Origin of the sequence: Providencia sp. PROV003 (assembly GCF_045040775.1) — a bacterium.
GTDB lineage: Bacteria > Pseudomonadota > Gammaproteobacteria > Enterobacterales > Enterobacteriaceae > Providencia > Providencia huashanensis.
The window spans coordinates 1508498-1530143 of sequence record NZ_CP096369.1; the positions used below are offsets into that span (position 1 = coordinate 1508498).

21 protein-coding genes are annotated in these 21646 nt (G+C 41.7%); 13 read left to right on the plus strand and 8 right to left on the minus strand.

Features of this window, described 5'->3' with window-relative positions; all coding sequences use genetic code 11:
• The first annotated feature begins 8 nt into the window (after positions 1–8).
• Positions 9–725 carry a GntR family transcriptional regulator gene (locus M1F14_RS06930; protein WP_181468759.1) on the plus strand — a complete coding sequence of 239 codons (717 nt, stop codon included), beginning with the start codon at positions 9–11 and terminating at the stop codon, positions 723–725.
• 31 nt (positions 726–756) lie between these two features.
• Positions 757–2007 (plus strand): anaerobic sulfatase maturase, encoded by a 1251-nt coding sequence (locus tag M1F14_RS06935; RefSeq protein WP_181468758.1) that lies wholly within the window; start codon positions 757–759, stop codon positions 2005–2007.
• Positions 2008–2082: 75 nt separating this feature from the next.
• Here the strand turns inward: M1F14_RS06935 and accC are convergent, their stop codons facing one another.
• From accC to M1F14_RS06955, 4 genes are all read right to left on the minus strand, one after another.
• A complete protein-coding gene (gene accC / locus M1F14_RS06940; protein ID WP_042846261.1) occupies positions 2083–3429 on the minus strand; it encodes an acetyl-CoA carboxylase biotin carboxylase subunit in 1347 nt (448 codons plus the stop codon).
• A 12-nt stretch (positions 3430–3441) separates the two neighbouring features.
• On the minus strand, positions 3442–3912 hold the full coding sequence (accB, locus tag M1F14_RS06945; RefSeq protein WP_042846260.1) for an acetyl-CoA carboxylase biotin carboxyl carrier protein: 471 nt from the start codon (positions 3910–3912) through the stop codon (positions 3442–3444).
• 18 nt (positions 3913–3930) lie between these two features.
• A complete protein-coding gene (gene aroQ / locus M1F14_RS06950; protein ID WP_042846258.1) occupies positions 3931–4395 on the minus strand; it encodes a type II 3-dehydroquinate dehydratase in 465 nt (154 codons plus the stop codon).
• Positions 4396–4628: 233 nt separating this feature from the next.
• Positions 4629–5609, minus strand: coding sequence for an oxidoreductase (locus tag M1F14_RS06955; protein ID WP_042846256.1), 981 nt, complete (start codon positions 5607–5609; stop codon positions 4629–4631).
• A 604-nt stretch (positions 5610–6213) separates the two neighbouring features.
• On the opposite strand from M1F14_RS06955, the gene M1F14_RS06960 reads away from it, so the two are divergent.
• From M1F14_RS06960 to M1F14_RS07010, 11 genes are all read left to right on the plus strand, one after another.
• Positions 6214–7257 (plus strand): rod shape-determining protein, encoded by a 1044-nt coding sequence (locus M1F14_RS06960; protein ID WP_004908213.1) that lies wholly within the window; start codon positions 6214–6216, stop codon positions 7255–7257.
• An 81-nt stretch (positions 7258–7338) separates the two neighbouring features.
• Complete coding sequence (gene mreC / locus M1F14_RS06965) at positions 7339–8307, plus strand: rod shape-determining protein MreC (RefSeq protein WP_042846254.1); 969 nt, start codon at positions 7339–7341, stop codon at positions 8305–8307.
• 37 nt (positions 8308–8344) lie between these two features.
• Complete coding sequence (gene mreD, locus M1F14_RS06970) at positions 8345–8833, plus strand: rod shape-determining protein MreD (protein WP_042846252.1); 489 nt, start codon at positions 8345–8347, stop codon at positions 8831–8833.
• A gap of 36 nt (positions 8834–8869) precedes the next feature.
• Positions 8870–9457 (plus strand): nucleoside triphosphate pyrophosphatase, encoded by a 588-nt coding sequence (locus M1F14_RS06975; RefSeq protein WP_166685155.1) that lies wholly within the window; start codon positions 8870–8872, stop codon positions 9455–9457.
• Positions 9454–10923, plus strand: coding sequence for a ribonuclease G (gene rng / locus M1F14_RS06980; RefSeq protein ID WP_042846247.1), 1470 nt, complete (start codon positions 9454–9456; stop codon positions 10921–10923). The genes M1F14_RS06975 and rng overlap by 4 nt, the downstream gene beginning before the upstream one ends.
• Positions 10924–10947: 24 nt before the next feature.
• Positions 10948–14739: an AsmA2 domain-containing protein YhdP gene (gene yhdP / locus M1F14_RS06985; RefSeq protein WP_181468757.1), complete on the plus strand. Its 3792-nt coding sequence runs from the start codon at positions 10948–10950 to the stop codon at positions 14737–14739.
• Complete coding sequence (gene nit1 / locus M1F14_RS06990; RefSeq protein ID WP_048606184.1) at positions 14739–15590, plus strand: deaminated glutathione amidase; 852 nt, start codon at positions 14739–14741, stop codon at positions 15588–15590. Before yhdP ends, nit1 begins: the two co-directional genes overlap by 1 nt.
• Positions 15591–15595: 5 nt before the next feature.
• Entirely contained in the window at positions 15596–17041 is a 1446-nt protein-coding gene (gene tldD, locus M1F14_RS06995; RefSeq protein WP_071548617.1) for a metalloprotease TldD, read from the plus strand.
• Between the two features lie 101 nt (positions 17042–17142).
• Positions 17143–17631 carry a ribonuclease domain-containing protein gene (locus M1F14_RS07000; protein ID WP_042846243.1) on the plus strand — a complete coding sequence of 163 codons (489 nt, stop codon included), beginning with the start codon at positions 17143–17145 and terminating at the stop codon, positions 17629–17631.
• Positions 17632–17643: 12 nt separating this feature from the next.
• Positions 17644–17934 (plus strand): barstar family protein, encoded by a 291-nt coding sequence (locus M1F14_RS07005; protein ID WP_370661198.1) that lies wholly within the window; start codon positions 17644–17646, stop codon positions 17932–17934.
• A 59-nt stretch (positions 17935–17993) separates the two neighbouring features.
• On the plus strand, positions 17994–18581 hold the full coding sequence (locus M1F14_RS07010; protein ID WP_173424814.1) for an alpha/beta hydrolase: 588 nt from the start codon (positions 17994–17996) through the stop codon (positions 18579–18581).
• Between the two features lie 45 nt (positions 18582–18626).
• On the opposite strand, the gene M1F14_RS07015 is transcribed toward M1F14_RS07010, so the two are convergent.
• The 4 genes from M1F14_RS07015 to yjgA form a co-directional block, all read right to left on the minus strand.
• A complete protein-coding gene (locus M1F14_RS07015) occupies positions 18627–20216 on the minus strand; it encodes a hypothetical protein (RefSeq protein ID WP_232370499.1) in 1590 nt (529 codons plus the stop codon).
• Between the two features lie 88 nt (positions 20217–20304).
• Positions 20305–20625: a low molecular weight protein tyrosine phosphatase family protein gene (locus tag M1F14_RS07020; RefSeq protein ID WP_042846239.1), complete on the minus strand. Its 321-nt coding sequence runs from the start codon at positions 20623–20625 to the stop codon at positions 20305–20307.
• Entirely contained in the window at positions 20622–20855 is a 234-nt protein-coding gene (locus tag M1F14_RS07025; RefSeq protein ID WP_042846238.1) for a hypothetical protein, read from the minus strand. The genes M1F14_RS07020 and M1F14_RS07025 overlap by 4 nt, the downstream gene beginning before the upstream one ends.
• A gap of 167 nt (positions 20856–21022) precedes the next feature.
• The gene (gene yjgA / locus M1F14_RS07030) at positions 21023–21568 is read right to left on the minus strand and encodes a ribosome biogenesis factor YjgA (protein ID WP_042846237.1); all 546 of its coding nucleotides are present in this window, start codon (positions 21566–21568) and stop codon (positions 21023–21025) included.
• Between the last annotated feature and the right edge of the window lie 78 nt (positions 21569–21646).

The following is a 21646-nucleotide window of genomic DNA, read 5'->3' on the forward strand; positions in this document are numbered from 1 at the left end:
ATTAATATATGAAAAAACAACTAGATTATAGTACGCATTCAAAACCGTTATACGCGCAAGTGTATGATATTTTAGTAGATAAGCTAAATAAAGGTGAATATAGGAAAAACGACACTTTTCCGACAGAAGCTGAATTTCAAGAAATGTTTGGGATCAGCAGGATCACGGCAAGAAGGGCACTTTCGGAATTAGAAAAAGAAGGGTATGTAAAACGATCTCGAGGGGTTGGCACTCTCGTTATTCGAAATTCTAAAAAAGCCTATGCAACAATCCATACCCAAGTATTGGGGGCTGCAACACAAAGAGTAAAACGTAATATTATTTCGATAAACAAAGTTACGGCAAATAAAGATATCAGTGAAATTATGAAATTGCCGGAAGGCTCAGTTCTGACCAAAGTGGAAAGGGTTATTACAAAAGGAAATAAACCGATTCAATACAATTGTTTTTATTTTCCACCTTGTATTGAAAGCATTACAGCAGAGGATTTAGAAGAGTCTATTTATCTTTTTTTAGAATCCAAAGGGCTAAATTCAAACCATTATACTGAAAAATTATCAGCACTTGTTCCAACAAAACAAGAAATGGAATTATTAGATATCGATGAGAAAACCCCCATATTTTCTCGTTGCCGTATTGACTACAACAAAGATAATGAAGCCATTTTATATATGGAAGGTAGTTATTTAAGCAACTATTACGAGTATAAAGTGAATGGCAGCTAAGATGTCCGTTGCCAAAACTTAAGAGGTTACTATGAAAAAAGCGTTTCACATAATGGCTAAGCCAACAAGTTATCAGTGCAATTTAAAGTGTGATTACTGCTTTTATCTAGAAAAACAACACCAAACTGATTTTAATAGTAAAAAATTAAAATGTATGGACGACAATACATTACGTGAATATATTCGTCAGTACATTGAATTATCACCAAGCCATGAAATTGATTTTACTTGGCAAGGGGGTGAACCGTTAATGGCGGGGATGGATTTTTTCCAACGAGTGATCCAATACCAAAAGCGGTATGGAAAAGGAAAGCAAATCTACAATAGCATACAAACAAATGGGGTATTGTTAACCGCTGAGTGGGCTAAGTTTTTAAAAGAACATCATTTCTTAGTCGGAATTTCCCTTGATGGCCCACAATGGCTACATGATATTTATCGAAAATCCAATTCAGGTAATTCGGTTTTTGATAAAGTTATCAATGCAATTCGCCTACTCAAAGAGTATCAAATTGATTTTAATATTTTGACGGTGATTAATAATGAGACGGCAAAATATCCAGAAGAAATCTACCGTTTTATTACCGAAGAACTTCAAGCTAATTACCTGCAGTTTATTCCTGTTGTCGAATATGAAATGAACAATAGTAAATTTCAACATTTGAGCTACCCACAAGAAGCGGGAGAGAAAACGCTAACCTCATGGTCAATAACAGGGAAGCAATACGGCGATTTTATTAATAAAGTCTTTGATATTTGGGTAAGAAAAGATGTTGGGAAGGTCTTTGTCCAGTTGTTTGATAACTCGCTTGCGGCTTGGTCTGGTGATATGCCTAGTTTTTGTGTTATGCAGCCGGCGTGTGGATACGGTTTAGTGGCTGAGCAAAATGGGGATATTTATAGTTGCGACCATTTTGTCTATCCTGAATTTAAACTGGGTAATTTATTAAGTAAGCCTCTCAATAAGCTAGTTTATAGTAAGCAGCAGCAACGTTTTGGCCAACAAAAACTCAACCTTTCTTCATTGTGCCAAAAATGTGAATTTAAGTTTGCTTGTCATGGGGGATGCCCAAAGCATAGGACAGAAAAAGTTGAGAATAAATGGCATAATCATTTATGTGAGGGTTATAAGGCAATTTTTAGCCACATTGACCCCTATATGCAATATATGGCGAATGAGCTACGTTTTCGTCGCCCTCCAGCCTCGGTGATGGATAATTTACACTTATTCCAGCGTGCTGCACCTATCGAAAATACAATCCCAATTCGCCATATTAATTAAATTCAATAAAAAATACCGCGCAGCTGAGCTTCGCGGTATTTTTTGACGATAAATAAAAAGGGCTATTTCAAAAAATTATTCAGAAATACCCAGTTTTTTCTCCAGATAGTGGATATTAGTCCCACCTTTTTGGAAGTTTTCATCATTCATAATCATCTGGTGCAATTCAATATTGGTTTTAATACCATCGACGATCAGCTCGTTTAATGCATTTTTCATACGAGAAATGGCAATTTCACGAGTTTCACCGTAAGTAATTAATTTACCAATCATTGAGTCGTAATAAGGAGGTACAGTATAACCTGCGTAAATATGCGACTCCCAACGCACACCAAAACCACCAGGAGAGTGGAAACGGGTGATTTTACCTGGACTTGGAATGAATGTATTCGGGTCTTCAGCGTTAATACGGCACTCAACAGCATGACCGTGAACAATAATGTCTTCTTGTTTTACAGATAGCGGTAAACCAGATGCGACACGTAACTGTTCTTTAATTAAGTCGACACCAGTAATCATTTCAGTAACTGGATGTTCAACTTGAATACGGGTATTCATCTCGATGAAATAGAATTCACCGTTTTCGAATAAGAATTCGAAGGTACCCGCACCGCGATAACCAATTTCAATACATGCATTTGCACAGCGCTCACCGATATTACGGCGAATTTCAGGCGTGATACCTGGTGCTGGAGCTTCTTCTACCACTTTTTGGTGACGGCGTTGCATTGAACAATCACGCTCTGCTAAGTAAACAGCGTGACCCTGACCATCCGCCATCACTTGAATTTCAATATGACGTGGGTTTTCAAGGAATTTTTCCATGTAAACCATGTCATTATTGAATGCAGATTTGGCTTCTGCGCGTGTGAGGTTAATCGATGATTCTAAATCTTTTTCGTTACGAACCACACGCATACCACGACCACCACCACCACCTGATGCTTTGATGATTACAGGGTAGCCAATACGTTTTGCGATGGATTTATTCTTTTCTGCATCATTGCCTAGCGGGCCATCTGAACCCGGAACGCAAGGAACACCTGCTTTTTTCATCGCGTTAATAGCAGAAACTTTGTCGCCCATTAGGCGGATGGTTTCAGCTTTTGGACCGATAAAAATAAAGCCTGAGTTTTCAACTTGTTCTGCGAAATCAGCGTTTTCAGCCAAGAAACCATATCCCGGATGGATCGCTTGCGCGCCTGAAATTTCCGCTGCTGAAATAATCGCAGGGATATTTAAGTAACTTTTCGCGGATGCTGCAGGACCGATACAAATGGTTTCATCAGCCAGCAACACGTGTTTTAGATCGCTATCAGCCGTTGAGTGAACCGCTACAGTTTTGATGCCAAGTTCTTTACAGGCACGCAAAATACGTAGTGCGATTTCCCCACGGTTAGCGATAACAATTTTTTCCAGCATGGAGACGCCTCGTTATTCGATAACAACTAGTGGCTCGTCAAATTCTACTGCATCACCGTTTTGCAGCAGAATAGCTTTAACTACGCCTGCTTTATCTGCTTCTATTTGGTTCATCATTTTCATCGCTTCAACGATGCAAAGAGGATCACCAACGCTGACAGTTTGGCCAACTTCAACAAACGGTTGTGCTTCTGGGCTTGGTGCACGGTAGAAAGTCCCTACCATTGGTGAACGGACTTGGTGACCTGCAACTGCAGCTGGAGCCGCTGGTGCAGCCATTGCTTCTGATGGAGCAACAGCATTTGCTAATGCAGGCTGTTGTGCGACAGGTGCTGAGTAATATTGTTGCGGTGCTGCCATAGCCTGAGAAGCGGCAGAAATGCGGCTGATACGTACTGACTCTTCACCTTCAGAAATTTCCAGTTCAGAAATGCCAGACTCTTCGACCAGCTCGATCAGCTTTTTAATTTTACGAATATCCATGGATATGATTCCGTACTCTTATATTTGGATTGAATTAATTAGACGCACACGGTTAACTGCAGCCTGCAAAGCAAAACTGTAGCCATCCGCGCCTAGACCACAAATTACACCGACAGCTTGGTCGGATAAATAAGAATGTTGGCGAAATGGTTCTCTGGCATGCACATTCGAGATATGGATCTCGATAAATGGAAGACAAACTGCCAGTAACGCATCACGCAGAGCTACACTGGTATGTGTGAATGCAGCCGGGTTGATTAGAATAAAATCAACATCATTGCGGGAAGCATGAATTTTATCGATTAACTCATGTTCTGCATTTGACTGAAAATGGCTCAATTTTACCCCTAACTCATTGGCTTCCTGCGTCAGTTTGGAAACAATGTCTGATAGGGTTTTGCTGCCATAGGTACCTGGCTCACGCGTTCCTAGCAGGTTCAGGTTTGGCCCATTCAGGAGCAAAATGTGAATATCTTCTGTCATTATGCTGCTAACTCCGACGATATATCAATAGCCCGACAACATAACCCGATGTTGAGGGTTTGTCATCATTTATCATAAAAATAAATGTTTTTTTGGCTGACAAGGGGAGCCATTATAATTATTTCGTGGCATTTAGCAGCAAAATACTGGTCTTATCAGAGAAATTACCCGAATTTATTTTGTGAATTGTGCGGTAATCCTTATTTTTGGAGAATACCGCAGCAAATTTGTGATTAGGTGCGTAGATTGACAAGGGTACGCCCTGTTACTTCATTTTTTAAGAGTTTTTGTGCAAATTCAGCAGAATCTTCCAGTTTAATCTCTGAACTGACGTGCTCATAGAATGAGGCTGGCAGTATTTGAGAAAGCCGTTCCCACACTTTAGGGCGGTTTGCCGCTGGGTAGTAAACAGAATCAACGCCTTGTAAACGCACATTACGTAAGATAAAAGGCATCACACTGGTTGGTAAGTTAAACCCACCGGCTAAACCACAAGCTGCTACTGCCCCGTTGTAATTGGTTTGAGCAAGAAGGTTGGCTAGCAATTCCCCGCCTACAGTATCAATGGCGCCAGCCCACAGTTGTTTATCTAACGGTTTGGCCGCGTGGGTGAAATCGCTGCGAGGTAATACCCTTTTAGCCCCTAAGCTTTGCAAGTAAGCGTTATTCTCTTCGCGCCCTGAAATTGCGACAACGTCATAGCCTAAAAGGGAGAGTAATTGCACGGCAGTGCTCCCTACGCCACCACTTGCCCCACTAACAATCACTTCGCCTTTATCTGGAGTGATGCCTGCTTCTTCTAACGCATTAACACATAGCATGGCAGTGAAGCCTGCCGTACCAATGACCATGGCTTGCTTCAAGGATAAATTTTCAGGTAATGGGGTTAAATACTTCGCAGGAACTCTCGCTTGGGAGGCTAACCCGCCCCAATGAGTTTCACCGACTCCCCACCCTGTTAATAACACATGCTGACCAACTTGAAACCTTGGGTCTTCACTGTGGTGGACTACCCCTGAAAAATCAATACCAGGGACCATCGGATACTGGCGTACTACGCCTGCTTTCCCACAAATGGCCAAAGCATCTTTATAATTTAACGTTGACCAGTGAATATCGACTATAATGTCTCCGGCTGGCAGCATTTCTGTTGTCAGAGATTGAATATTTGCGACAATTTTTTCATCTGCTTGATTTAGGACGAGAGCTTTCATCGTTCACTCCTAGTAAAATGATTAAATATGTCATGTAAAAATGCCGAAAATTTAACGGTATTTCATTGACGTAATAACGGTTCTTAAGCTATTAATAATGTAATTATTTTGTAAAAATTTATTTTTTTCTGGCATACATAGGCTTTTATCATGCAAAATAACGCATCGCGACTAATTCATTTTGCGTACTGATACAAATTTGCCTTATTTTTGGTAGATAATAGAGCTAACACTCGTGAAATTCATCTAATTTGTAGTGAAAATAACCAGTGAGTAGCAATAATAAAAAGATATCAATATTATTTGAACTTGTAGTTATAATTACTTGTCACACTGGGAATACAAACAATGGAGTATATAACAGCCAAAGAATAGGTTTTTTTACGTAATTTCATCTAATGATGGAAAAAGTAAAATAAATATCTATTTTTGGGGCTTTTATCTGCTTCGTTTTGATGAGAAGCATGTACAGTACAGTACGTGATAATAGATGAATTAACCATATTTTTAGAAGTCGCCCATTAACGCCTTGAGGCAGCTTCAAGTGGTTGGTAGAGTAGACGGGTTTATATTCGTCCCCAGCTTGCAGGATAACTCTTTCATTATGTTTAAAAAATTTCGTGGCATGTTTTCTAATGACTTGTCTATTGACTTGGGTACGGCCAATACCCTTATTTATGTTAAAGGACAAGGCGTCAAATTAAATGAACCCTCTGTAGTTGCTATTCGTCAAGACCGCTCCGGTTCGCCAAAAAGTGTTGCGGCGGTCGGTGGTGAAGCCAAGCAGATGCTGGGACGTACACCTGGTAATATTTCTGCAATCAGACCAATGAAAGATGGCGTAATCGCCGACTTCTTCCTGACAGAAAAAATGTTACAACACTTCATCAAACAAGTTCATAGCAACAGTTTTTTACGTCCAAGTCCACGAGTATTAGTTTGTGTACCAGTTGGGGCAACGCAAGTTGAACGTAAAGCTATCCGTGAATCCGCACTGAGTGCAGGGGCACGTGAAGTATTCTTAATTGAAGAACCAATGGCAGCAGCAATTGGCGCAGGTTTACCTGTATCTGAAGCAACGGGTTCTATGGTTGTTGATATCGGTGGTGGTACCACTGAAGTGGCGGTTATTTCTTTAAATGGTGTTGTTTATTCATCTTCAGTACGTATTGGTGGTGACCGTTTTGATGAGTCCATCATTAACTATGTGCGCCGTAATTACGGTTCACTGATTGGTGAGGCAACCGCAGAACGTATTAAACACGGGATTGGCTCTGCATTCCCAACGGATGAAGTTTATGAAATTGAAGTCCGTGGTCGTAACCTTGCAGAGGGCGTACCTCGTGGTTTCAAAATGAATTCAAATGAAATTTTAGAAGCATTACAAGAGCCACTGACTGGGATTGTCAGCGCGGTAATGCTAGCGCTTGAACAGTGCCCACCTGAACTAGCATCTGATATCTCAGAGCGCGGTATGGTATTAACTGGTGGTGGCGCGCTGCTTCGTAATTTAGATCGCTTATTGATGGAAGAGACTGGTATCCCAGTTATTGTTGCAGAAGATCCGCTAACTTGCGTCGCTCGTGGTGGCGGGAAAGCATTAGAAATGATCGATATGCACGGTGGTGACCTGTTTAGCGAAGACTAAATGGCCAGCTATAAGCAGCTAGTAAACCCTAGCTGCTTTGACTATTTTTGATCCTCTGACATTAGCGAAACTTAGCCACACATGAAGCCAATTTTTAGGCGAGGTCCATCCCTACAGTTACGCATTATTTTTGCGGTAATCATTGCACTTGTGCTGGTGGTGATTGACCATCGATTTGAGCCTTTCAATAAAATCCGTACCTACTTAGACACGGCGGTTAGCCCATTCTATTTTTTAGCAAATGGGCCACGTCAATTTTTGGATAACATCTCTGAAAGTTTCACCTCTCGCGAACAATTACAGTTTGAAAACAGGGCATTACGTCAAGAATTGTTGCTGAAAAAAGCGGATAATCTTTTACTAGAGCAACTTAAACAAGAAAATGCACGTTTAAGAGAGTTGCTAGGTTCGCCACTTCGTCAAGATGAACACATGATGGTAACGCAAGTTATCTCAGGGGCGAATACACCATATCGCGACCAAGTTGTGATAGATAAAGGCAGTAACGAAGGGGTTTACGAAGGGCAGCCTGTTATTAGTGATAAAGGTGTTGTAGGCCAAGTTGTCGGCGTCAGTAACTTCAATAGTCGTGTTTTACTCATTTGTGATACAACTCATGCATTGCCCGTACAAGTACTACGAAATGATGTGCGTGTTATTGCTGCTGGGTCTGGTTGTACGGATGACATACAATTAGAGCCATTACCTGAAAATACCGATATTCGCATAGGGGATGTATTAGTGACTTCTGGGTTAGGGGGGCGTTTCCCTGAAGGTTACCCAGTTGCCGTTGTTTCTGCGGTTAAACACGATACACAACGCGCTTATACGATTATTAGTGCCAAGCCGAGTGCAGAACTACAACGTTTACGTTATCTGCTCCTTTTATGGGGAAATGATAACGACCCTAAAACTCCGTTAAAGCCGTCAGAGGTATATCGTGCGGCTAATGAACGCTTAATGAAAGTACTGCCTCAAGTATTACCTAATCCAAGTGAAATTCAGGGGCCTCCACTGCCGCCGTCAATGTCTCCAGTATCAGAACCATAGAGAGGGGAATTGAGTATGGTGAGGAGGGGAAAATAGAATGGATGAGTATCGTGGTAACGGGCGAGCCATCATTTGGTTATCTTTTTTTATTGCCTTAATTTTGCAAGTCATGCCTTGGCCTGAACAACTAAGTTTTTACCGCCCTACATGGTTATTATTGATCCTCACTTATTGGGTCATGGCATTGCCGCATCGTGTTAGCGTAGGCACAAGTTTTATTTTGGGAATTATCGTTGATTCCATTCAAGGTTCTGCTCTGGGGGTTCATGCCCTTTCTTTTAGTATAATTTGCTATCTTGTTGCTTATAAGCACCAGTTATTGCGTAATATGGCTCTGTGGCAGCAAGCTTTAGTGATTATGTTACTGACAGTCATTCAGGATTTAGCTGTTTTTTGGGCTGAGTTTCTGTCTTCACAAGTATTATTTCACCCACAAGTATTCTGGAATAGCCTAGTGAATGGTATTCTGTGGCCATGGCTATTTTTGCTTCTACGAAAAATTCGCCGACAATTTTCAGTGTGTTAAGGCTTTAGGTATCCGTTCTGACAGGGAATACAGTTTATGAATTTAATTTATCTTGCATCTGGCTCACCCCGTAGGCGTGAACTAGTTCAGCAACTTAACTATACCTTTGAGATTTTACGCCCAGAGGTAGAAGAACAGTGGCAGCAGGGTGAGTCCCCTCAAGATTATGTCCAACGCCTTGCGCGCGATAAATCATTGGCTGGTGTTGCAATTGCCCCTGAAGATTGTCCGGTATTAGGTGCAGATACGATTGTGGTGCTTGATGGGGAAATATTGGAAAAACCTCAAGATGACAAACATGCGGAAGCCATGCTAAGCGCGCTATCGGGGAAAACACACCAAGTAATGACGGGTATCGCATTATCTAACCGCCAACAGACTATACAGTCACTGATTGTGACAGATGTGACCTTTCGCGAGTTATCTTTACTTGAAATACGGGATTATATACAGTCAGGCGAGCCTATGGATAAGGCGGGAGCATATGCAATACAAGGAATTGGTGGGCGTTTTATACGGAAAATTAACGGTAGTTACCATGGAGTTGTTGGTTTACCACTGGTTGAAACAGATGAACTCATTCAGCGATTTTTAGCGTTAGGTGATGGTAAGGGGAAGTCATGACTGCGGAACTATTAGTAAATATTACACCATCTGAAACGCGTGTTGCTTATATTGATGGTGGGATCTTACAAGAAATACATGTTGAACGGGAAGCCAAAAGAGGGCTAGTAGGGAATATTTACAAAGGCCGTGTGAGCCGCGTGTTACCCGGTATGCAGGCGGCCTTTGTTGATATTGGTCTAGATAAAGCTGCCTTTTTGCATGCCTCTGATATTATGCCGCACACTGAATGTATTGCTGGCGATGAGCAAAAAAACTTTCATGTCAGAGACATTGCTGAATTAGTAAAACAAGGGCAGGACTTGATTGTCCAAGTTGTTAAGGACCCTCTAGGAACCAAGGGGGCTCGTTTGACGACAGATATTACATTGCCATCGCGCTATTTGGTTTTTATGCCTGGGGCATCCCATGTTGGTGTTTCACAACGCATTGAAAGTGAAGAAGAAAGAGAACGGCTAAAACAGTGCGTTTCTCAATATTGTGATGAAAATGGCGGTTTTATTATCCGTACCGCAGCGGAAGGGGTGGGCGAGGAAGAAGTTAAACAAGATGCCGCCTTCCTAAAACGGCTTTGGGCTAAAGTGATTGAGCGTAAAAAACGTAATGTTACTCGGACTAAAATCTACGGTGAACTGGCTCTCGCTTTTCGTATTATTCGTGATTTTGCAGGTGCTCATCTTGATCGTATTCGCGTTGATTCCCGTTTGACTTATACTCAATTACAAGAGTTTATTGCAGAATACGTACCTGAAATGACGGCAAAATTGGAACTCTATCAGGGAAATCAACCCATTTTTGATTTGTTTGATGTCGAAAATGAAATCCAACGCGCGATGGATAGAAAGGTCGAGTTAAAATCAGGTGGTTATTTAATTATCGATCAAACTGAAGCGATGACGACCATTGATATTAATACTGGGGCGTTTGTTGGGCATCGTAACCTAGAAGAAACCATTTTCAATACTAATATTGAAGCTACTCAAGCAATAGCAAGGCAACTTCGTTTACGAAACCTTGGTGGTATAATTATTATCGATTTTATCGATATGGTTGATCCAGAACATCGCCGCCGTGTGTTAGCATCATTAGAACAAGCACTGGTTAAAGATAAAGTTAAAACGACCATTAATGGCTTTTCTCAGCTTGGTTTAGTCGAAATGACGCGTAAACGGACAAGAGAGAGCCTTGAACATGTTTTGTGTGATGATTGCCCAACTTGCCAAGGTCGAGGTACAGTTAAGTCAGTAGAAACTGTGTGCTATGAAATTTTACGGGAAATAGTCCGAGTTCATCGCACTATCGATGCAGATAGGTTCCTTGTTTATGCATCTCAAGCGGTTGTGGATGTACTTAAAGGGGACGAATCTCACGCACTTGCCGAAGTTGAAATTTTTGTTGGTAAGCAGGTTAAAGTCCAGATTGAACCGCTATACAGTCAGGAACGTTTTGATGTTGTCATGATGTAGCATTATTGTTTGAAGGAGAAATGAGTGAAACGACTACCACGTGTAGTACTAGTAACCACTGCGGTTATCTTATTGCTGTGCGCACTAGTGCTGGCAGGCTTGCGTTTCCTCTTGCCGAATATTGATAGCTACCGCCAAGATATCATTGCTTATATTGAAAAAAATAATGATGTCACAGTGCAAATTGGCAAAATTGAAGGGGCTTGGCAGTATTTTGGCCCAACCTTCATGTTATCTAATGTGGAATTACAAAATGAAACCACAGATATAACCGCGAGCGTGATTGACGTCGAATTAGATATTTGGAGTTCAATATTATCGTTGCGTTGGCGCTTTCGTGATTTAACCTTCTATCAGCTCAATGTCGATTATAAGGTCCCTTTTAATTTCGAAGGTTCCTCTGAGGGGGAGTCATTAGACAGCATTGAAGAATTGTTTTTACGTCAATTCGACCACTTTATCTTAAAAGAAAGTCAGTTAACTTTTCTCACGCCCTCAGGGCAAAAAACCACCCTAATTTTACCTGAACTCTCTTGGCTAAATGAAAATGAACGTCATAGGGCTCAAGGTTTTGTCAGCCTCGAAACAATCAATAAACAACATGGTTATTTGCAAGTTAAATTAGACGTATCGGATAAAAACGGTGTCTTAAGTGACGGTATTTTTTACCTGCAAGCCGATAATATTGATATGCAACCTTGGCTTAGTCGCTGGCTACGAGAAAACACGTCATTACGAGATGCTAACTTTAGCCTCTCTTCATGGATTAGCTTGAAAAACCAGCAAATTGAAAGTGGGCTAGTTCAATTGCGTCAAGGGGAAGCTAACTGGGGAACCGGCAGTTTATCGCAAAACCTGCAAGTGAATGATTTATTGCTACGCATGAAAAGGCAGGGGAATGGCTGGCTATTTAATATCCCTGAACTTGATACGTTGAAAACCAATGAATATATTTGGCCGCAAGGTAATGTTTCTGTTTTGTATTTACCCGCTTCAAAAAAATATCAGGATAACGACCACTGGCGTATACGAGCAAAAAATATTGAATTAGAACGCTTAAGTGAAGTATTACCCACTTTTTCATTTCTAACGCCCGAGATGGTACAGGATTGGCAGCATCGCCAACCAACGGGTGTCGTCAGTGAGTTTGCCCTTGATCTCACACAGAATATGCCAGAACACATGCAAATTAGTATGGATTGGCAGGATGTTAGCTGGAAAAAATGGAAAGCGCTTCCTTCGATTAATCATTTTTCGGGGGTCTTAGCGGGTAGTATGCAAAGTGGGGGAGCCTCAGTCAGCTTACAAGATAGTCGGGTGGATTATCGTGACGAATTTAAAGCTCCTTTTGAGATAAAAACGGCTAATGGGCAGCTTTATTGGTTGGATAATGACAGTGAGTTTAAGCTCTGGAGCCCATCTTTAGATGTACAAGCCAAATCACTTTGGGCAAACGGGGAGTTTCGTTATGCCAAAGCGAAGAAAGGGAATTATGCAGATTTAGCTATTTTAGCTGGCTTACGTTTGGATGATGCGGGAGACGCATGGCGTTATTTTCCACAAAAACTGATGGGGCAAGATGTTGCTGATTACCTAACAAAGGCGGTTATTGCAGGAAAGGTGGATAATGCAACCTTAGTGTATAAAGGTGACCCAGCAAATTTCCCTTATGATAATAATGATGGTCAATTCCAAGTTTATGTCCCGTTACGTGATGCAACGTTTGAGTACGATCATGAATGGCCAGCCTTATTGGATTTAGATATCGATTTGGACTTTAGGCGTGCTGGGTTATTCATGCATGTGCCAAGCGTCAAACTCGCCGATGCGACTGCAACTAACCTTGATGCCAATATCCCTGATTACACGAAAGAAATGCTGTATATCAATGCTGATGTCAGTGGAACTGGAAAACAAATCCAACAATATTTTACCCATACGCCGATGAAGCACTCAATTGGTGACACTCTAGAAGAGTTACAAATAGGTGGTACGGTGAATGGCCAGTTGGGGCTATCTATCCCACTGGTGGCCGGGAAAGATGTTGTAGCAACAGGAAGCGTTAACCTTAATAAAAATGATTTATTCATTCAGCCGATTGATAGCACAATTTCTTCTCTCACAGGAAGTTTCGTCTTTGATAATGGTGACTTACGAGGTGAGAAACTCCAGGGGCAGTGGTTTGGTCAACCTATTTCCGTAGATTTTAACACATCAGACGGGGCTAAAGATTATCAGGTAAACGTTGATATTGCGGGGAATTGGGCACTGAATAAGTTATCAATGCTACCTGAGGAAATAAAACAACGGGTTTCTGGTAATAGTGATTGGAAAAGCCATGTTGCTATCACAATACCCGAGTCGGCGAAACAACAGGTCGGTTTACAAATTGATGTCACCGCGGGCTTAAAACAACTCAAAAGCCAGTTACCTGCATTGAATAACCAATTACTGGCTGAGCTTGGGGAAATAAATGTACAAGCTAAAGGAACAACAGAGCAATTGACGGTAGGTGGTGATATTGGCAAGCGTCTTGGTTTTAACACGCTGTGGAGTTTGGGTGATGAGCCATTAAAGTTATTAAAAGCGCATGTTGCACCATGGCAAAATAAGCTCCCAGAGCTACCAAAACAGTCAGTTTTTGCGGTGGATTTACCGCCTATGACCGATGAGAATTGGCAGAGCCTTGCAGGGCTATTAATGTCATCTAATCGCGGCCAAGGGGATATGAGTATCCGTTTACCTGAATCACTTGATATTCATATTCCAACAATTAACCTTGGCGGGCAAGATTGGAAAAATGTCAATTTTACCTATGATTTGCAGCGTGCAGAGCAGCAAGTCAACATTGATAGCGAAAATTTAAAAGGGTCACTACAAATTTTTGCTAATCAACCATGGCAGGTCGCTATTGATTATTTGTATTACAACCCAAGTTCACTTGCAGGTAATCAAGATAGCTTAGCGGGGCCTGCTCAGTTTGATTTTAGCCAATGGCCACAATTGCACTTTAATTGTAAAGAGTGCTGGGTTGCAGGGCAGAAATTGGGGGAAATCAGCGCCAATATTCAGCCTATGGGGCACTCACTACGCTTAACGGGTGGTACATTAAATAATAGTGCGACACAGTTAAAATTAGATGCAATTTGGCACAGTCAGAACGGTAATAAAACAGAAATCGCGGGTTCTCTGACGGGGGCCGCATTTGATGAAACAGCAGCCTATTTCGGGATATTAGTGCCCATTATTGAATCACCTTATACCATACAATTCGATTTAGACTGGGCGAACCTTCCATGGTCACCGGATATTGCTACCTTAAATGGTAAGTTGTCAGCGAAATTAGGTAAAGGTGCAATAGCACAAATGGGCGGAGGTCGAGCTGGGCAAATTCTACGTCTAGTGAGTTTTGATGCGTTATTGCGTAAGTTACAACTCGATTTTCGCGATACGTTCAGTGATGACTTTAATTTTGACTCTATTAAAGGTGATGCCACTATTCATAATGGTGTGATGGCATCCAAAAATACTTATGTTGATGGGTTGGTCGCAGATATTGCGCTGAGTGGGGAAATCAACCTCGTTAAACGGCAAATTAACTTAGAAGCGGTCATCACTCCTGAAATTTCTGCTACAGTAGGTGTAGCAACCGCATTTGTGTTAAACCCTTTTGCAGGCGCTGCTGTTTTCGCAGCGACAAAAGTGCTCGGTCCATTATGGAGTAAAGTTTCTGTTATTCGTTATCGCGTGACAGGTAGCTTGGACGAGCCAAAAATTGATGAAGTATTACGCCAACTGAAGGAGACTCAAGAGTAATGAAAAATGGTAATGTTGCACTTTTGCAGTTATGTAGCGGAAATAATACTAAACACAATTTGGCACAAATAGAGCAACAAATCAAACAGTTACCTGACACTGTTAAGTTAGTACTGACACCTGAGAATGCATTATTATTTGCAGATGCAGCGGCTTACCGTAAACAAGCTGAAGTTCAGGGGAAAGGCCCGCTTCAAGATGCCGTCATTGCAATGGCTAAGCGTTATAATGTTTGGATTTTAGTTGGGTCTATGCCATTGATTAGCCGTGAAGACCCTGAGCGTATTACCAGCAGCAGTTTATTATTTGATTCCGAAGGAAATATTAAAGCACGCTACGATAAAATTCATATGTTTGATGTGAACATTGAAGATGAGCAAGGTAATTATAACGAATCCGTAATTTATCAACGTGGCGAACATATTACGGTTGTTGATACCCCGGTGGGTCGCCTTGGCATGACGATTTGTTATGATTTGCGTTTCCCAGGTTTGTTCCAAGCGTTACGTGAGCAAGGCGCTGAAATTATTTCAGTTCCAGCGGCATTTACTCGTTATACCGGTCAGGCGCATTGGGAACCTTTGTTACGTGCTCGTGCGATTGAAAACCAGTGCTACATTCTAGCGCCAGCCCAAGTTGGGGTTCATGGTACACGTCGCACATGGGGGCATAGCCTCGCAGTCGATGGTTGGGGTAAAGTTATCAAAAAGAATGTGGATGCGGTCGCATCTACCGTCTTGAATATAAAAACGGACAGCTTAGGTGTCATGCGTGAGCAAATCAGAGTGGTAAAACATAACCGCTTTAGGCCGCAACTGACATCATTAATTAAAAAAGAAACCAAAGAGTAACGAATATGAGTTTAGTTTCTGTCAGCGAACATTTGCTGGCCGCCAATCGCCTTGAACAAGAAAATCTGTATGACATCTTAGGGATGTTATCTGAACGCCATCTGGATTACGCAGATCTCTTCTTCCAGTCAAGTTTCCATGAGTCGTGGGTTCTTGAAGATAGGATCATTAAAGATGGCTCTTACAATATTGACCAAGGTGTTGGAGTCAGAGCAGTGAGTGGTGAAAAAACAGGTTTTGCTTACGCTGACCAAATTTCACTGCAAGCGCTGGCACAAAGTGCGAAAGCGGCACGCAGCATTGTCAATGAACAGGGCTCTGGCAAATCACAAATTTTAACGGGTGTTGAGTATAAAAAACTGTATTCAGTGACCGACCCGCTACAGAGCCTATCTCGAGAGCAAAAAATTGATTTGTTGCACCGTGTAGATCAGGTCGCTCGTGCAGAAGATCCTCGTGTAATTGAAGTCAATGCAAGTTTAACGGGGGTTTATGAGCAAGTGCTGGTGGCTGCAACAGACGGTACACTGGCAGCAGATATTCGCCCGCTAGTTCGTTTATCGGTCAGTGTACTTGTTGAGCATGATGGTAAACGTGAGCGTGGCGCAAGTGGTGGTGGTGGCCGTTATGGCTATGAGTACTTCTTGGAGATCCATCAAGGGCAAGTTGTTGCTGAGCAATATGCACGCGAAGCTGTGCGTATGGCCTTGGTGAATTTATCTGCGGTTGCCGCACCAGCGGGTATGATGCCTGTTGTTCTTGGCGCTGGCTGGCCGGGTGTCTTACTGCACGAAGCGGTAGGGCATGGCTTAGAAGGTGACTTTAATCGCCGTGGTACCTCTGTTTTTTCTGGCCAAATTGGTGAGCAGGTGGCGTCGTCACTGTGTACTGTTGTAGATGATGGCACTCTTGTTGGTCGTCGTGGCTCTCTTGCAATCGATGACGAAGGTGTACCGGGTCAGTATAACGTTCTAATAGAAAATGGTATTTTGCGTAATTATATTCAAGATAAACTGAATGCACGCCTGATGGGAGTCTCTCCAACGGGCAATGCACGTCGTGAGTCTTATGCGCACTTACCAATGCCTCGAATGACTAACACCTATATGTTAGCGGGGTCTTCAACACCTGAAGAAATTATTGCGAGTGTTGACAAAGGTATCTATGCACCGAACTTTGGTGGTGGTCAGGTGGATATTACCTCGGGTAAATTTGTATTTTCTACATCAGAAGCTTATCTGATTGAAAATGGGAAAATTACTTCTCCAGTGAAAGGGGCGACATTAATTGGCTCTGGTGTTGAGGCTATGCAACAAATCTCAATGGTCGGTAATGACTTAGCCCTTGATAAAGGTGTCGGGGTTTGCGGTAAAGAAGGGCAAAGTGTCCCTGTTGGTGTCGGTCAACCCACATTAAAACTGGATAAACTTACCGTTGGTGGTACCGCGTAATTTTTCAGGACTATAATATAAAATAGGCTTTGTTCGCCCTAGTGACGCTATTGTGACTGGGGCGATTGTGTCTTTGCAAAGCACAAAATAACAGAGGTGTTATGAATAAACGTCTTTTATCCGTAGTGTTAATGGCTATTTTGATTGTGATTAGCCTCTATTTTAATGGCGGGGACAAAACGGCACCGGAACCACCGGCGACTCAAAATAACCCGCCTTCTCGTGAAGCGATAACGCCAAAGGAAGCTCCGCAAACCATCGATAAACTCACTGCGCAAGATAATGTAGTCAGTTTTATGGAAAAATACCAAAAGCTTCCAGCCTTTTATATGACGAAGAAACAGGCTCGTGAAGCAGGGTGGAATGCGAAAAAAGGTAATCTCTGCGAGGTTCTACCCGGCAGGGCAATCGGGGGAGATCGTTTTTCTAATCGTGAGAAAAGGTTACCTATTGCACAAGAACGCCAGTGGTTTGAAGCCGATATTAATTACCGTTGTGGGCATAGAGGGGCTGACCGTTTGTTATACTCGTCAGATGGGATGATTTTTATCACCCAAGATCATTATAAAAGCTTTAAACAAGTAAAATAAGACAAGGGGCGAATGATGAGTAAAAATGTCAGTTTTGACTTTAGGCACATTAATACATTTGACGATTTTTATCATCAGTTTGCCCAGCAATTTTCGTTACCAGATTGGTTTGGATATAACCTTGATGCCTTATGGGACATGGTTTCCGCAGGTATTGAATTACCTGTAACGATTACATTTTCACATATGACATCTGAACAGCGTATTCAATTTTCAGACATTATTGACGTTATGAATGATGCGCAAGATATGTGGGAAGAAGAGTTTATTTTTGCTTTAGATATAACAAAAAGCTCTAACTGATCTACCCATTACTCATGGTAAAGTTTAAGTAAGATAACTGAGTTGATAGGGATTTTAGAATGAGTGATTTCACATCAACACCATTACCACTGCAAAACAAAAAATTTGTTATTGTGCATGGTTATACTGCTTCACCTAAAAAGAATTGGTTTCCGTGGCTAAAATCTGAACTTGAAAATTTGGGCGCTTTTGTTCATGTTCCTGCTATGCCTGAGCCATTATCACCTGATCCGCTAAAATGGCAGCAAAAATTGCAAAGCTTACCTTTTGATATTGATGAGAATACTATCTTTATTGGTCATAGCCTTGGTTGTGTGACGGCATTACAATTTATTGATAGCCAAAACCAAGCTGTTGCCGGCTATATTTTAGTGTCGGGTTTTGATGAAGAGCAGCAGACGCTTCCTGAACTGCGCAGTCATACTACCAGCCCGCTCAATTACGCTTCATTGATTGGCGTGGCTGATAAACGTGTTTCAATCATATCAACCAATGATGAAATAGTGTCACCTCAGTCATCAAAAGCGCTGGCGGAACTGTTAAAAACGCAGGTGATTTTTGAGCAAAATGCAGGCCATTTCCTTGATAGGGAAGGTTATACAAAGTTTCCAACGCTATTAGAGACAATCAAACGCCATTTCAGCTAAAGGGAAAGCAAAGCAGACGGTGTTGTGCTTGCTTTGCTAACCTAATTAGGTGTCATCAAATGGCAAGCCTTTTAGCAATGAATCAAATCGTTGTTTAGTTTCCTGATTTGGTTCAACCTCGTAGCAATTAGCTAAAAATGCCTCTAAACCTTCCGGCCATGTTTCTCTTTTCCAACTGAATAAAGCCTTTAACGCCATATTACGGTTACGTACAACGGGGCTTTGCAAAGCGCACTGAATGAGTGGGAAGCCAATACCTGGAAAGCGATGCAGTTCTTGTAGAATAAAATCCAGTTGACCGTGTGGCAGGTAGTTGGACCCAATTCCTAAGTCATCACGAGGGCCTGTAGCAATTTCATCTAAAGCAAACTGCTCTTCAGCGAGTGCAGCTACTTGCTTAACTTTTTCAATATCATCAGTTTGCATTAACTCATACCATAGATTGTTTTCTGGTTGAGTATATTGTTTTTCATAGAGGTATGGAAAAACGTCTTGTTTGCGTGACTTTGCAACATAAGTGGCTTGGCGAAATAGTGAACTGTCATGACTGTTTAGACCATGATTGATTAAGGTATCCCAATATGGATTATCTAAAATTAATTGTGCTAATGAAATAATGTCAGAACTGTTGTCATATTGGTTATTATGTTTTTGGAAGAACTCAAGAATTCCTTGAACAGTAAAATAGTATTCTAATGAATAATCATGCTTTTTGACTTGCTGTAAATAATTTAAGCAGCAGCGTGGTGCATCTTCATAATCATGGATATCACGGGCTGGACCACCATCGAGTAGAGCTTGGATGATATGAGTCGCCGCGGTTAGCAATGTTATATTGCTCAATGTCTCAAGTTCATCTGCAAGATGACAGTAAGTCGCACATTGCCAAGCTGTGTATTCAATCATTACCTGATTCATATAACCGTCAGTGAGTATCCACTGCCGCGTTTCTTCACTTAACTGTTCGGGCAGGCGTTCAATAAGCTGCACTCGTCCCCAACCTTCAACTCGCTTAGCCATTTTTATCCACATTACTTCATATTCTTCAGGTGACTCAATGATGGTGTGAATGGGAAAGATAGCATAAAGGGTAAATTCATCGTGTGCTGCAAGGGTATACAGCGTGTTTAGCCGCTCGTGGCTAGGAAAAAATACACAAAAGGCAATCGCCAGTTTCACTGTATTTTTATCGGGGCTATTGTGTAACAGCCAGTCGGTAAATTCGGCTAATTTAGCGGCAGGCAAGTCTTGTTTCTTGACGATAAGCTCAATTAAATCATCAATATAAGAAATTGGCGTGTTTTGAGCCACATATTGATAAAATTGATTAACAGAAGGTTTATCCCCTTTTTCAACGGCTGCCTTTAATAGCGAATAGAGTTCATGTATATCGGTTTCACTGTTACCGAAGCCGCCATGATGCCCTAATACCCCATCTTCTGCCCCATTTGCCCAGCGAACTTGGTTATCATCCACACTTGGTGTATTAGGAAGCTCAGAGAGGGATTCAGGTAAGGGAGAAAGTTGCTCTTGCCACGGGAGTAATTGTTGGTAAATCGACGGCTTATTTGTATCCCATACACATGGGTAACCAGATTGTTTTTGGCCAAAAATTGAGGACAACCATTTTTTCATAATATCAACCATTTCATTGATTATATTCATAATATATTGTTGAAATAGTGCAAAACTTGCAAAAAAATAATTGGCTAAGTTTACGCTACTAAGAAAGATAGCTCGGAACAGTGTCTTGTAATATTTGAACCAATTCAGGGTCCATATATTGATAATTGTCAGGGATATCAAGAATATGAAGTGGCTTGTATTCAAGTAAGCGTGAAAAATCAGCTTGTAAGCGGTTTTTATGTTTTTGTTCCATGACAAAAATCACATCTGCCCAGCGGATCAAATCCGCATTTACAGGGCACCGTGCATTACGGCTTGTTCCCGCTGAACGGGTGACCCAACTCTCATGGTTGCGCCAGATCTGTTCAGCGGTTGGACTACGCCATTGATTTTTACTGCAAATGAATAGAATATTCACTGGTTATTTTGTATCTCTTCAAGGCTGTTACGTACAAGTTGGCTACGACTAACTTGCGGGTAAGCCATGCCTAGTTGAGCTGCACGGACCATTTTTTCACTTCGACCGTACATTTGTTTCCAGTTTTTTTCTGGGGTATAACAGTCAACTAAGCGTGCGTTAAGTTGATCACGTGATTTATTGATGCGAGCTTTGGCTCTGCGCCATGCTCTATCTCGGGTATTATCCATATCTTCCTCATTATTTATCGTGGTTCAGCAGCCGCGATAATACGGGTCAGAGTATGACTAACAGGGGGATAATACGTGGCATTCGGCACGCTATCAATAGCAAGGAAGGGACTTTCAGACTATTGCTTAATTTCCCCTAGCTATAAGGTAGGCTAGGGGAAAAGGGGTTAAGAAATTTCAGATTGCTCTTTCAAATATTGAAATATTTGGCGAAACGCTTTTGGTGGTTTATTGGTTTCGCGTTCTTTTTTAGCATTACGGACTAATGCACGCAGTTGTTGCCTATCAGTACTCGGGAAAAGCGCAACAACATCTTCAATCACTTCATCACCGCCTTCTAACAAGCGGGTGCGTAGATCTTCTATTTTATGTAAGATCACGATCTGCTGGTTATGACGATTTTTAAGTTTATCTAGCGCCTCGGTAATCGGCTCAACTTCTCGTGAACGCAGTAATTTGCCAATAAGTTGTAATTGACGGCGGCGTCCCTCACGCTTAATTTTTTGAGCAAGCTCAATTGCTTCAAGGAGTTGAGTATCTAATGGGATGCGCTCTAATTCGCTTTTACTTAAATCGACTAGCTCAGCACCCAGTTTTTTGAGGATCTCAGCATCGCGTTTGATTTCGCTTTTACTGACCCAAATGATTTCCTCTTCTTCTTCGTCTTGCGGCGCTGGGATATCATCCAGCCAGTCATCAGGCTGTTTGGCCATATCAATTTTCCTTTTTACCAAACACAGTAATGTAATTACGAGTAATTAGCATGATTTACTGCGTTGTGAGTGTTAACA

Excerpts from the sequence above, each read along its gene's own strand:
- M1F14_RS06930 (WP_181468759.1), top strand. The coding sequence starts at position 9 with ATGAAAAAACAACTAGATTATAGTACGCATTCAAAACCGTTATACGCG.
- M1F14_RS06935 (WP_181468758.1), top strand. The coding sequence starts at position 757 with ATGAAAAAAGCGTTTCACATAATGGCTAAGCCAACAAGTTATCAGTGC.
- accC (WP_042846261.1), bottom strand. The coding sequence starts at position 3,429 with ATGCTGGAAAAAATTGTTATCGCTAACCGTGGGGAAATCGCACTACGT.
- accB (WP_042846260.1), bottom strand. The coding sequence starts at position 3,912 with ATGGATATTCGTAAAATTAAAAAGCTGATCGAGCTGGTCGAAGAGTCT.
- aroQ (WP_042846258.1), bottom strand. The coding sequence starts at position 4,395 with ATGACAGAAGATATTCACATTTTGCTCCTGAATGGGCCAAACCTGAAC.
- M1F14_RS06955 (WP_042846256.1), bottom strand. The coding sequence starts at position 5,609 with ATGAAAGCTCTCGTCCTAAATCAAGCAGATGAAAAAATTGTCGCAAAT.
- M1F14_RS06960 (WP_004908213.1), top strand. The coding sequence starts at position 6,214 with ATGTTTAAAAAATTTCGTGGCATGTTTTCTAATGACTTGTCTATTGAC.
- mreC (WP_042846254.1), top strand. The coding sequence starts at position 7,339 with ATGAAGCCAATTTTTAGGCGAGGTCCATCCCTACAGTTACGCATTATT.
- mreD (WP_042846252.1), top strand. The coding sequence starts at position 8,345 with ATGGATGAGTATCGTGGTAACGGGCGAGCCATCATTTGGTTATCTTTT.
- M1F14_RS06975 (WP_166685155.1), top strand. The coding sequence starts at position 8,870 with ATGAATTTAATTTATCTTGCATCTGGCTCACCCCGTAGGCGTGAACTA.
- rng (WP_042846247.1), top strand. The coding sequence starts at position 9,454 with ATGACTGCGGAACTATTAGTAAATATTACACCATCTGAAACGCGTGTT.
- nit1 (WP_048606184.1), top strand. The coding sequence starts at position 14,739 with ATGAAAAATGGTAATGTTGCACTTTTGCAGTTATGTAGCGGAAATAAT.
- tldD (WP_071548617.1), top strand. The coding sequence starts at position 15,596 with ATGAGTTTAGTTTCTGTCAGCGAACATTTGCTGGCCGCCAATCGCCTT.
- M1F14_RS07000 (WP_042846243.1), top strand. The coding sequence starts at position 17,143 with ATGAATAAACGTCTTTTATCCGTAGTGTTAATGGCTATTTTGATTGTG.
- M1F14_RS07005 (WP_370661198.1), top strand. The coding sequence starts at position 17,644 with ATGATGAGTAAAAATGTCAGTTTTGACTTTAGGCACATTAATACATTT.
- M1F14_RS07010 (WP_173424814.1), top strand. The coding sequence starts at position 17,994 with ATGAGTGATTTCACATCAACACCATTACCACTGCAAAACAAAAAATTT.
- M1F14_RS07015 (WP_232370499.1), bottom strand. The coding sequence starts at position 20,216 with ATGAAAAAATGGTTGTCCTCAATTTTTGGCCAAAAACAATCTGGTTAC.
- M1F14_RS07025 (WP_042846238.1), bottom strand. The coding sequence starts at position 20,855 with ATGGATAATACCCGAGATAGAGCATGGCGCAGAGCCAAAGCTCGCATC.
- yjgA (WP_042846237.1), bottom strand. The coding sequence starts at position 21,568 with ATGGCCAAACAGCCTGATGACTGGCTGGATGATATCCCAGCGCCGCAA.